The organism is Micromonospora sp. HK10, from assembly GCF_000982955.1.
Classification (GTDB): Bacteria; Actinomycetota; Actinomycetes; order Mycobacteriales; family Micromonosporaceae; genus Micromonospora.
Window position 1 is genome coordinate 1 of sequence record NZ_KQ058815.1, and the last position, 11,519, is coordinate 11,519.

The window sequence follows — 11,519 nt, forward strand, 5'->3', positions numbered from 1 at the left end:
GGCGGCGTGGGGACGGTGGACGACGCCGTCCGGTCGGCGACCGGCGGCGCCGAGCTGGACTCGTCGAACGGCACGTCCTGCACTCTCGCACTGGTGTTCGGAATTGGGAACCCGGGGGCCTGGGTATGGGAGAGCCGCCGCCGGTGACCCGAAAGGGCCGCCTGCGGGGATGGTTAGATGCCCAGGAGAGTTTACCGAGGAGGGACCGATGGAGCTGTCGCTGGCGACCCGCGCGGTGGGGGAGCACACGGTGCTCGAGGTCGGTGGTGAGGTGGACGTCTACACCGCGCCGCGCCTGCGGGAACGGCTCCTGGAACTGATCGACGGCGGGGCCCGCCGGGTCGTGGTCGACCTGGGCCGGGTGGACTTCCTCGACTCGACCGGCCTCGGCGTGCTGGTCGGGGCGCTCAAGCGGCTGCGTTCGGCCGGTGGCTCGTTCGCCCTGGTCTGTGACAAGGAGCCGCTGCTCAAGATCTTCCGGATCACCGCGCTGGACCAGGTCTTCCCGCTGCACCCGACGGTCGACGCGGCGATCAGCGCCGACCCGACCGGTGCCGGCGCGTGATGGCGACCGTCAAGCTTTCCTTCTCGCCGGCCCCGGTGCACGTGCGGACCGCCCGTCTGGTCGGTGTCGCGGTCGCCCGGCGGGCGGGGGTACGCGAGGACCTGCTCGACGAGGTGCGGCTGGCCATCGGCGAGGCGTGCACCCGGGCGGTGGCCCTGCACCGGCAGTACGGGCTGCCCGACCCGGTGTACGTGGAGATGTCGGACAGCGGCGCGTACACGGTGCGGGTGGTGGACCGGGCCCCGATCGAGGCGGGCATCGGGCTGGCCGCGCTGGCCCCGGACGAGTTGGCCCAGGAGTCGCTGAGCGAGGACGCGTTGACCACCGGCGTCGGGTTCGCGCTGCTCGCCGGCTTCGTCGAGGACCTCCAGGTGCGTCCGGTGGAGGAGGGCGTGGGCACCGAGGTCCGGATGGTGTGGCCGGTCCGCCGCTGAGCTGAGCACGTAAAAAGGCCGCGTTCCCCGAGGGGAGCGCGGCCTCGTCGTGCTGGTCGCCCCATATATCAGATTTTTTCGCATAGCACAGCGACGAAGATCATCGAGACTGGGTGCCACCTCGCTGTGACCCTCAACACGTCGGAGGGCTACAGTACGCGAGTTGTCAGCAAGTGACCTGTCCCGCAGCCAGCGGGAATGGGTGTGCATCGCTGGTCCGCCGGAGTGGGTTGGCGCACGCTTGCGAGTCCGCATTCCAGGCGTCGGTCCGTGCGTCTCCATGGGCCGGCGCGAGTGTTCGGTACAGGAGGACATAGATGTCCGGGACCTTGGCCGCCGACGGCGGCGCACTGTCCCTTACCGGAGCCAACGTGACGTACGTCGTCATCGCCGCGGTCATCGCGCTGGTGGCGCTCGTCTTCGCCGCCACCCTGACCAGGGCGGTGCTGGCAGCCGGTAAGGGCACCACCAACATGCAGGAGATCTCCGGGGCGGTGCAGGAGGGCGCGTCCGCGTACCTGCTGCGGCAGTTCCGTACCCTGGCGATCTTCGTGGTCGTCGCCGTCGTGCTGCTGTTCCTGCTGCCGGTGCACGACACCGACGGCAACGAGACCCTGGTGAAGATCGGCCGGTCGGCGTTCTTCGTGGTGGGCGCCGGGTTCAGCGCGTTCATCGGTGGCGCCGGCATGTGGCTGGCGACCCGCGCCAACCTGCGGGTGGCCGCGGCCGCCCGGGAACGGGAAGGCGGACGCGAGGGCGCCATGAAGATCGCCTTCCGCACCGGTGGGGTGGTCGGCTTCCTCACCGTCGGCCTCGGCCTGTTCGGCGCGGCGCTGGTCGTGCTGATCTTCCGGGGTGACGCGCCCACCGTGCTGGAGGGCTTCGGCTTCGGCGCCGCGCTGCTCGCCATGTTCATGCGGGTCGGCGGCGGCATCTTCACCAAGGCCGCCGACGTCGGCGCCGACCTGGTCGGCAAGGTCGAGCAGGGCATCCCCGAGGACGACCCGCGCAACGCCGCCACCATCGCCGACAACGTCGGCGACAACGTCGGCGACTGCGCCGGCATGGCCGCCGACCTCTTCGAGTCGTACGCGGTCACCCTGGTCGCCGCGCTGATCCTGGGCCGCGCCGCGTTCGGCGAGGAAGGCCTGGTCTTCCCGCTGATCATCTCCACCATCGGCGTGCTCGTCGCGATCGTCGGCGTCTTCATCACCCGGCTGCGCCCCAGCGACCGCAACGGCCTCACCGCGATCAACCGGGCCTTCTACCTCTCCGCGGTGATCGCCGCGGTGCTGGTCGCGATCGCCGCGTTCGCCTACCTGCCGGCGACCTTCGGCGAGTTCGACAGCGGGCTGACCGACGCCTCCGGCAACCCGCGGCTGGTGGCCATCGGCGCCGTGGTGATCGGCATCGTGCTGGCCGCCGCGATCCAGGCGCTCACCGGCTACTTCACCGAGACCAACCGGCGCCCGGTGCAGGACATCGGCAAGAGCTCACAGACCGGTCCGGCCACCGTCATCCTCGCCGGCATCAGCGTCGGCCTGGAGTCCGCCGTCTACTCGGCGCTGCTGATCGGCGCCGGCGTGTTCGGCGCGTTCCTGCTCGGTGGCAGCTCCATCACCCTGTCGCTGTTCGCGGTGGCGCTGGCCGGCACCGGCCTGCTCACCACCGTCGGCGTCATCGTCGCCATGGACACCTTCGGCCCGATCTCCGACAACGCGCAGGGCGTGGCCGAGATGTCCGGCGACATCGACGAGCACGGCGCTCGGACGCTGACCGAGCTGGACGCGGTCGGCAACACCACCAAGGCGATCACCAAGGGCATCGCGATCGCCACCGCGGTGCTCGCCGCGACCGCGCTGTTCGGCTCGTACACCGACACGCTGCGCTCCTCGTACGGGGACGCGGGCGTGGGCGACGTCGGCACCGAGATCCTCAACGCGCTCAACGTGGCCAACCCGCGCAACCTGGTCGGCCTGATCATCGGCGCGGCGGTGGTCTTCCTCTTCTCCGGCCTGGCCATCAACGCGGTCTCCCGCTCGGCCGGCGCCGTGGTGATGGAGGTCCGCCGGCAGTTCCGTGAGCTGCCCGGCATCATGGACCGCACCCAGCGGCCCGAGTACGGCAAGGTCGTCGACATCTGCACCCGGGACGCGCAGCGCGAGCTGATGACCCCCGGCCTGCTGGCCATCCTGGCCCCGATCGCGGTGGGCTTCGGCCTCGGCCCGGGCGCGCTGGCGTCCTACCTGGCCGGTGCGATCGGCGCGGGCACCCTGATGGCGGTCTTCCTGGCCAACTCCGGTGGCGCCTGGGACAACGCGAAGAAGCTGGTCGAGGACGGCGCGTACGGCGGCAAGGGCTCCGAGTCGCACGCCGCGACCGTCATCGGCGACACCGTCGGCGACCCGTTCAAGGACACCGCCGGCCCGGCGATCAACCCGCTGATCAAGGTGATGAACCTGGTCTCGCTGCTGATCGCCCCGGCCGTGGTGGCCTGGAGCGTGGGCGACGACCGGAACACCCCGCTGCGCATCACGATCGCGATCGTGGCGGCGCTGATCATCGTGGCGGCCGTGGTGTTCAGCAAGCGCAAGGGCGTGGCGATGGCCGAGTCCGGCACCGACGCCGGCAGCCCGGACCAGGAGCCGGAGACGGTCAACGCCTGACCCGGCACGGCAGCGGCCCCCGGCCGGCGTTCCGCGCCGGCCGGGGGCCCGTCCGTCCGGTCCGGGGCCGGAAACCTGACCGGTGGCAGTTCCACCCGGAGGCCGTACGCTGCTTCGCATGCGTACGTGCCGGGCGGCAACCGCCGGAAAGCTCACGGTGGTCCTGGCCACGCTCAGCCTCCTCCTCGCCGGCTGCGGCGGCCCCAGCCCGCGGGCCTGGGCCACCTCGGTGTGCCAGGCGCTCACCCCGTGGCGCGCGGAGATCAACAAGCTGACCAGCAGCACCCAGCAGCAGATGACCGCGCAGACCACCCCGGCGCAGGCCAAGGAGAACCTGGTCCGGCTCTTCGCCGGCGCCGAGCAGGCCAGCGAGACCGCCCGACGCAAGGTCGAGGAGGCCGGCGTGCCGGAGACCGACCACGGCGCGGAGATCTCCGCCGGCTTCCGCGCCTCGCTGAGCAAGATGCGCGACGCGTACGGCCGGGCCCGGGACACCATCGACAAGCTGGACACCAGTCAGGCCGGGCCGTTCTACACCGGCGTCCGCGCCGCCGTGGACACCCTCAACAAGGAGTACGACGCGAGCGCGCTGGACACCAGCCAGCTCAATTCGACCGAGCTCAAAGAGGCCTTCGACGAGGTCCCGGAGTGTCGCTGACGCCACCTTCCCCGCATCCGGTCCGGCAGCCCTCGCTCTTCTCCACCGAGGCCGCCGACCCGGTCCTGCCCGATCTGGCCGGCCTGCTGGCCGGGCCGGGCGAGGTGGTGCGGATGGGTGGCACCGCCCGGATCTCCGTGCTGGTGGACGCCGCCTGGCGGGTGCACGTGCTGGTGGCCGAGTTCGGCGCCCGCGGGGTGCCGGCGAGCTGGGCCCCGACCGGGGACGGGCGGCACCTGGTCCGCACCGCGTACGCGACGACCCTCGCCCCGCTCGCCCGGGCCTGGCTGCCGCGCGGCACGGTGAAGCGGCCCCCGGCCGGGTTCCACCTCAACGGGCGGCGGCTGCGGCTCTGGCTGGCTGCCGCGGGGGCCGCCGATCCGGCCGGCTTCCTGCTCCGGCTCGGCGCCGCCGACGAGGACTGCTGGCCGGCGGTCCGGGCCGCGCTGGCCGCGGTGGGCCTGCCCGGCGCGTTCGTGGAGCCGGGCGAGGGCGGCCCGGCGTACCGGATCGCCGGCCGGCGGCGGTTGGCCCGGCTGGCGGAGCTGGTGGGCGACCGCCCGCCCGCGGCGCCGCCCGCCGAGTGGCCCGGCCCGCCGCCTTGACCGGCCGGGCCAGGCGCAATCGCACCGGCTGTCCGATCCCGGACACCTCCGGCCGGTGGTCGGTCCGGGAAAACGGCGCGAAGATGGTCGGCCGTGGGGCGTGTGATCGTCACAGTCACCCGCTCGGCGCCCTACCCACGGTGTACGGTGGCGCCGTCCGGCGGCGGTCACCGGTGGCCGCCACACAGTGATCGTTTGCCGCCCTCGAAACCCGCGACCCGGACGGCGCGTTACGTTGGACATCCGGACCGCCGACGGGCCGGCCGGTGCAACACGGCCGGAAACGGGCATGGAGCAGGAGTGAGGTCGGAGAGAGACGTGCCGAGCAACGCTGGAACCACCCGTCTGGTCATCGTCGAGTCGCCGGCGAAGGCCAAGACGATCTCGGGCTACCTCGGCCCGGGGTATGTCGTGGAGGCCAGCTTCGGTCACGTCCGCGACCTGCCCCGCAACGCCGCCGACGTGCCGGCCAAGTACAAGGGTGAGCCGTGGGCGCGGCTCGGCGTGGACGTCGACAACGGCTTCCACGCGCTCTACGTCGTCTCCGCCGACCGCCGGCAGCAGATCAGCAAGCTGGTGAAGCTGGCCAAGGAGGTCGACGAGATCTTCCTGGCGACGGATGAGGACCGCGAGGGCGAGGCGATCGCCTGGCACCTGGTGGAGACCCTCAAGCCCAAGGTGCCGGTCAAGCGGATGGTCTTCCACGAGATCACCAAGCCGGCCATCCAGGCCGCGGTCGCCAACCCGCGCGAGATCGACCGTGACCTGGTCGACGCGCAGGAGGCGCGGCGCATCCTGGACCGGCTGTACGGCTACGAGGTCTCCCCGGTGCTGTGGAAGAAGGTCATGCCGAAGCTCTCGGCGGGCCGGGTGCAGTCCGTGGCGACCCGGATCGTGGTGGAGCGGGAACGGCAGCGGATGGCCTTCCGCACCGCCGAGTACTGGGACATCCTGGCCACCCTGGCGGTGGCGAACCCGGGCGAGGGTCCGCGCACCTTCAACGCCACCCTGATCGCGCTGAACGGCGACCGGATCGCCACCGGCAAGGACTTCGAGCCGACCACCGGCCGGGTCCGGCCCGGCGCGGGCGTGGTGCACCTGGACTCCGGCGGGGCCCGCGGGCTCGCCGCCCGGCTCGCGGACCGGCCGTTCACCGTCACCCGGGTCGAGGAGAAGCCCTACCGCCGCCGGCCCTACGCGCCGTTCATCACCTCCACCCTCCAGCAGGAGGCGGCCCGCAAGCTGCGGTTGTCGTCGCAGCAGACGATGCGTACCGCGCAGCGGCTCTACGAGAACGGCTACATCACCTACATGCGTACCGACTCGGTGAACCTGTCGGAGACCGCCATCTCGGCGGCTCGCCGGCAGATCGTCGAGCTGTACGGCGAGCGCAGCGTGCCGCCGGAGCCGCGCCGCTACACCGGCAAGGTGAAGAACGCGCAGGAGGCGCACGAGGCGATCCGCCCCGCCGGGGACAACTTCCGCACCCCGGGCGAGGTGGCCAAGGAGTTGTCCGGCGAGGAGTTCAAGCTCTACGAGCTGATCTGGCGGCGCACCATCGCCTCGCAGATGACCGACGCGGTCGGCTCCAGCGTCTCGGTGCGGATCCGGGCCGTCTCCACCGCCCAGGAGGAGGCCGACTTCGGGGCGACCGGCAAGACCATCACCGACCCGGGCTTCCTGCGCGCGTACGTCGAGTCCAGCGACGACGAGAACGCCGAGGCCGAGGACGCCGAGCGGCGGCTGCCCACGCTGGTCAAGGACCAGCCGCTGACCGCCGACGAGCTGGCCGCGCAGGGCCACCACACCCAGCCGCCCGCCCGCTACACGGAGGCGTCGCTGGTCAAGGCGCTGGAGGAGCTGGGCATCGGCCGCCCCTCCACGTACGCGTCGATCATGCAGACCATCCAGGACCGCGGGTACGTGGTGAAGCGCGGCCAGGCCATGATCCCGTCGTTCCTGGCGTTCGCGGTGATCGGGCTGATGGAGCGGCACTACCCGCGCCTCATCGACTACGACTTCACGGCCAGCATGGAGAACGAGCTGGACGAGATCGCCGGCGGTGACCACGCCGCGGTCGACTTCCTCACCTCGTTCTACTTCGGCAGCACCAACGGCACCGGCGACCAGGCCATCGCGCACGCCGGTGGGCTGAAGAAGCTGGTCACCGAGAACCTCAGCGAGATCGACGCGCGCAGCGTCAACTCCATCCCGCTCTTCACCGACGAGGACGGGCGCGAGGTCGTCGTCCGGGTCGGCCGGTACGGGCCGTACCTGCAGCGGGCGCTGCCGGGTGAGCAGCCCACGCCGGCCGCCTCGGGTGAGGGCGAGGAGGGCGGCGGTCAGGGTGACCGGGCGCCGATCCCCGAGGGCCTGGCCCCCGACGAGCTGACCCCGGAGAAGGTGCACGAGCTGTTCCTCGGCGGCGGGGGCGAGCGCAAGCTCGGCGACGACCCGGCCACCGGCGAGCCGATCGTGCTCAAGTCCGGCCGGTTCGGCCCGTACGTGGCCAGCGGCGAGCGAAAGTCCTCGCTGCTGCGCTCGCAGTCGCCGGACACGCTCACCTTCGACGAGGCGTTGAAGCTGCTCAGCCTGCCCCGGCTGATCGGCGTGGCGCCCGACGGGGCCGAGGTGTTCGCCAACAACGGCCGCTACGGCCCGTACGTCAAGCGCGGTGACGAGTTCCGCTCGCTGGACTCGGAAGACAAGATGTTCACCGTCACGCTGGACGAGGCGCTCGCCCTGCTGGCCGCCCCGAAGACCCGCCAGCGCCGGGCCGCCGCGCCGCCGCTGCGGGAGATGGGCAACGACCCGCTCACCGAGAAGCCGCTGGTGATCAAGGACGGCCGGTTCGGCCCGTACGTGACCGACGGCGAGACGAACGCGTCGCTGCGGCGCGGGCAGACCCCGGAGGCGCTGACCCTGGAGGAGGCCTCCGAGATGCTCGCCGAGAAGCGGGCGAAGGGTCCGGCGCCGAAGAAGAAGGCGGCGGCGAAGAAGGCGGCCCCGGCAAAGAAGACGGCGGCGGCGAAGAAGACCGCGGCCGCCAAGTCCACCGCCGCCAAGAAGACCACCACGGCGAAGACCAGCACGGCCAAAAAGGCCCCCGCCAAGAAAACCACCCCCCCCAAGGCCACCACCTCAACCGAGTAGCGGCAATCCGCCGAGATCTTGGTACGTTTCCGCCCTCCAGGGGGCGGATCCGTACCAAGATTTCTCAGCCGGACCAGCCGGCGCTGCGGAGGGCGGCACGGAGTTGAGCCAGGACTCGGTCCGGGTGGTTGCGGACGGCCCAGGCGGGGAAGCGGAGGATGCGGTTGCCTTCGACCCACAGATCGTTCTGGCGCTGCATGTCGACCCAGGCGGTCCGCGGATCGAGATGCTGGCCGCCGTCTATCTCGACGTGTATCCGCCACAGGTCGAACCAGACATCAAGATAGCGCCGGCGCCCGGCGGCGTCGCGGCGAATCACCTGCCGGGACGGTTCAGGAAGCCCGGCTCGGCGCACCAGGCGCAGGAAATCCAGCTCGGCGAGGGAGTGGGCGCCGCCCGCCGCGTCCGACGCGGTAGCCCGGATCAGCCTGCGACGCCGGGCCCGAGGCAACCTCTCCAGCACCTGGTGCAGGTCGTCGCCGCCGACGAGCCGCTGCTGGAAACCGGCGGCGATCACGGCCCGAGCCTCGTCGTCGGTCGACGCCCACTGGGCCGCGTCGACCAGGGAGCGGGCGGGCATTGTCCGTCGTGGCTGGCCGACGTCCAGCACGTCCTCCGCGGGCAGCAGCGTCGTCCGGTGGACCTGAATTCCGGGCGGTAGCGATCTCGTCTGGTGCCGGGCGGGGAGCAGCAGATGGATGGCGCCGCTGTGGTATCGCCGCAGGCCCCACGCTTGCGCAGCGTTGAGGCCGGCGAGCACGGCCGACGGCCCGGCTGCGAGCACGGCGACCCAGCGACGCTGGGCTTCGGTGACCGGGCCACCATGAGTGACGTAGATCCCCCGGTGTGCCTGTCGCCATCGTCCGGTCGCCACCCGGTGTCGGATCGCCTTGACCGACAGGAACCGCCGTGCCTGGTCAAGGCTCAGCACGTCCTCCTGGTGAAACAGCAGCCAGCTCAGCTCGCCGGCGTCATCCCCCGGCAGCGCCCGCCGAGCCCAACCCCGCGACCGCTCATCCCTCTGGCAACCCCACACACCCTCCCATCCTCACCACCACGACTCCCCGCACCACCCCCTGTGGACAGCGGGGCGGAGCTTGGTACGGAAACGCCCTCAGGGGGGCCGATTCGTACCAAGATCTTCAGTCGCCGAGGACCTTGGTGAGGTACTGGTTGGTGAAGCGGCGGTGGGGGTCGAGGCGGTTGCGGACCGAGAGGAAGTCGGCGAACTTGGGGTACGCGGGGGCGAGCGACGCGGCGTCGCGCCAGTGCAGCTTGCCCCAGTGCGGCCGGCCGCCCAGGTCCGCGGCGACCTTCTCGAACGCCTGGAAGTACGGCTCGTAGGGCATCCCGACGTACTGGTGGATGGCGAGGTACGCGGAGTCCCGCCCGTAGCCGTGCGAGAGCCAGATGTCGTCGGCGGCGGTGAACCGTACCTCCACCGGGAAGAGCACCTTGAACGGCAGGCCGTCGACGATGCGCCGCAGCGCGGCCAGCGCCTCGGGCAGCGCGGCGCGTGGCAGGCCGTACTCCATCTCCACGAAGCGGACCCGGCGCGGGGTGCAGAAGACCCGGTCGGAGCGGCCGGTGTAGGTGCGCTCGGTGAGCGCCCGGGCGGAGACGGCGCTGATCCCGGGTGCCAGCGCGGGGACGGCCCGGCCGAGCCGGCAGGCGCCGGCGAAGACGGTGTTGGCCAGGAAGTCGTCGTCCAGCCAGCCGCGCCAGCGGGGCAGCGGCCGGTCGTCGGCGGGTACCCGGTCGTTGGTCTTGACCTGCACCCGGGCGGTGTACGGGAACCAGTAGAACTCGACGTGGTCGTGGGCCGGGACGAGGGACGGCAGGTCGGCCAGGACCGCGTCCAGCGGGGCCGGTCGCTCGTGTGCCCGCAGGGTGAACGCGTCGACGCAGCGCAGGGTCAGCTCGACCAGCACGCCGACCGCGCCGAGCCCGACCCGGGCGGCGGCGAAGACGTCCGGGTGCTCGTCGGCGGAGCAGCGCAGCACCTCGCCGGTGCCGGTGACCAGGGTCAGTGCCACCACGAAGGTGGAGAGGCAGCCGAGCTTTGCCCCGGTGCCGTGGGTGCCGGTGGAGAGCGCCCCGGCTACCGTCTGTGCGTCGATGTCGCCGAGATTGGGTAGGGCGAGTCCGTGCGCGGCGAGCAGCTCGTTCAGGGTGTGCAGGGTCATCCCGGCCGGCACGGTGACCAGGTGGCGGGCGGCGTCGACGTGGACGCCGGTGTCCAGGTCGGCGAGGTCGAGCCGGTGCCCGTCGGTCAGGGCCGTCGCGGTGAACGAGTGGCCGCTGCCCACCGCCCGGATCGTCCGGCCGGCGTCGGCGGCGGCCCGGACCGCCGTGGCCACCTCCTGCACGGTACGGGGGCGGACGACGAGGGCGGCGGTGCTGCTCTGGTTGCCGGCCCAGTTGGACCAGGCGGCTGGGGTTGCCGACATGGCGCTCCTCGAAGTGAATATGAACTGACTTCATATCAGGAACGTTGTACCTGGTAAATACCGCAATCGTTGTCCGCTCGTTGTACCGGTAGTCACAGTCTGGTGACGTGCAGATATGTTCATCCGTCGAAGGGGGGTGGCGCCGAGTGTCCACACCAGCCGCCACGACCGGGCCGCTGCGCCGGGTACCGGTGCAGGGTCGAAGTGTCGCGCGGGTCCAGCGAATGCTGGATGCCTGTGCCGAGCTCGTCGACGAGGTGGGGTATGAGGGGCTGACCACGACCCTGCTCGCCGAGCGTGCCGAGGTGGCGATCGGGTCGGTCTACCAGTTCTTTCCGGACAAGCGGGCGATCGTGCAGGCGCTGACCCTGCGCACGATGGAGTCCTACCTCCAGCGGCTCGACGAGCGGTTCTCCGCCGACGACCTGACCCACTGGTGGGACGGCGTCGACGCGGCGATCGACGAGTACATCTCGATGCACCGCACTGTCCCGGGGTTCCGTACCCTGCACTTCGGCGACGTGGTCGACCTGCACCTGCTCGACGAGCAGCGAGACAACAACGGGGTGATCGCGGACCAACTGGCCCGCGTGCTCACCGAGCGGTTCGGGCTGGCCGGCGTACCCGACCTGCGGTTCCATCTCGAGGTCGCGGTCGAGGCGGCCGATGCCCTGATCAAGCTGGCGTTCCGCCGCCGGCCCGAGGGGGACGAGCGGGTGCTGGTCGAGGCGAAGGCGCTGATCCGGGAGTACCTGCACCGGCAGGTCGACGCCCGGACCGAGGTCGCCCAGCAGAGCTGAGCGGCGGACCACCGGCGGCTGCCGGTGGCGATGAACGGTGCGACGCCCGGGTGCGACCGGGCAGGACGACGAGCGGCGGGTTCCCGAGGTGCGCCGGGGCCCGCCGTCGCCATGCGCGGGGCGCCCGCGCGGCCCGCCCGCCCGGCCGCGGCCCGCCCGGCCGCGGCCCGGCCGGCCGCGGCCCGGCC

The 11,519-nt window shown here is 71.8% G+C and carries 9 protein-coding genes; 7 read left to right on the top strand and 2 right to left on the bottom strand.

Annotated features, from left to right (window positions below; all coding sequences use genetic code 11):
* Nucleotides 1-208: 208 nt before the first annotated feature.
* From LQ51_RS13740 to topA, 6 genes are all read left to right on the top strand, one after another.
* The gene (locus LQ51_RS13740; protein WP_046565834.1) at nt 209-565 is read left to right on the top strand and encodes an STAS domain-containing protein; all 357 of its coding nucleotides are present in this window, start codon (nt 209-211) and stop codon (nt 563-565) included.
* A complete protein-coding gene (locus LQ51_RS13745; RefSeq protein WP_046565836.1) occupies nt 565-999 on the top strand; it encodes an ATP-binding protein in 435 nt (144 codons plus the stop codon). The genes LQ51_RS13740 and LQ51_RS13745 overlap by 1 nt, the downstream gene beginning before the upstream one ends.
* A 317-nt stretch (nt 1,000-1,316) precedes the next feature.
* Entirely contained in the window at nt 1,317-3,665 is a 2,349-nt protein-coding gene (locus LQ51_RS13750) for a sodium-translocating pyrophosphatase (protein ID WP_046565837.1), read from the top strand.
* A 118-nt stretch (nt 3,666-3,783) separates the two neighbouring features.
* Nucleotides 3,784-4,323, top strand: a complete 540-nt coding sequence (locus LQ51_RS13755) for a hypothetical protein (protein WP_046565839.1) — start codon at nt 3,784-3,786, stop codon at nt 4,321-4,323.
* Entirely contained in the window at nt 4,314-4,928 is a 615-nt protein-coding gene (locus tag LQ51_RS13760) for a hypothetical protein (RefSeq protein ID WP_046565844.1), read from the top strand. The genes LQ51_RS13755 and LQ51_RS13760 overlap by 10 nt, the downstream gene beginning before the upstream one ends.
* Nucleotides 4,929-5,246: 318 nt before the next feature.
* A complete protein-coding gene (gene topA / locus LQ51_RS13765) occupies nt 5,247-8,081 on the top strand; it encodes a type I DNA topoisomerase (RefSeq protein ID WP_046565845.1) in 2,835 nt (944 codons plus the stop codon).
* A 64-nt stretch (nt 8,082-8,145) separates the two neighbouring features.
* On the opposite strand, the gene LQ51_RS13770 is transcribed toward topA, so the two are convergent.
* Both LQ51_RS13770 and LQ51_RS13775 read right to left on the bottom strand, forming a co-directional pair.
* Entirely contained in the window at nt 8,146-9,012 is an 867-nt protein-coding gene (locus LQ51_RS13770; protein ID WP_231605742.1) for a DUF559 domain-containing protein, read from the bottom strand.
* Nucleotides 9,013-9,223: 211 nt separating this feature from the next.
* Nucleotides 9,224-10,531, bottom strand: coding sequence for a D-arabinono-1,4-lactone oxidase (locus LQ51_RS13775; RefSeq protein ID WP_046565850.1), 1,308 nt, complete (start codon nt 10,529-10,531; stop codon nt 9,224-9,226).
* Between the two features lie 224 nt (nt 10,532-10,755).
* Here LQ51_RS13775 and LQ51_RS13780 point away from each other — a divergent pair, with 224 nt between their 5' ends.
* Complete coding sequence (locus LQ51_RS13780) at nt 10,756-11,331, top strand: TetR/AcrR family transcriptional regulator (RefSeq protein WP_046565851.1); 576 nt, start codon at nt 10,756-10,758, stop codon at nt 11,329-11,331.
* Nucleotides 11,332-11,519: the final 188 nt, after the last annotated feature.

Coding starts and splice junctions, on each gene's coding strand:
- LQ51_RS13755 (WP_046565839.1), top strand. CDS start 3,784: ATGCGTACGTGCCGGGCGGCAACCGCCGGAAAGCTCACGGTGGTCCTG.
- LQ51_RS13780 (WP_046565851.1), top strand. CDS start 10,756: ATGCTGGATGCCTGTGCCGAGCTCGTCGACGAGGTGGGGTATGAGGGG.
- LQ51_RS13750 (WP_046565837.1), top strand. CDS start 1,317: ATGTCCGGGACCTTGGCCGCCGACGGCGGCGCACTGTCCCTTACCGGA.
- LQ51_RS13775 (WP_046565850.1), bottom strand. CDS start 10,531: ATGTCGGCAACCCCAGCCGCCTGGTCCAACTGGGCCGGCAACCAGAGC.
- LQ51_RS13740 (WP_046565834.1), top strand. CDS start 209: ATGGAGCTGTCGCTGGCGACCCGCGCGGTGGGGGAGCACACGGTGCTC.
- LQ51_RS13745 (WP_046565836.1), top strand. CDS start 565: ATGGCGACCGTCAAGCTTTCCTTCTCGCCGGCCCCGGTGCACGTGCGG.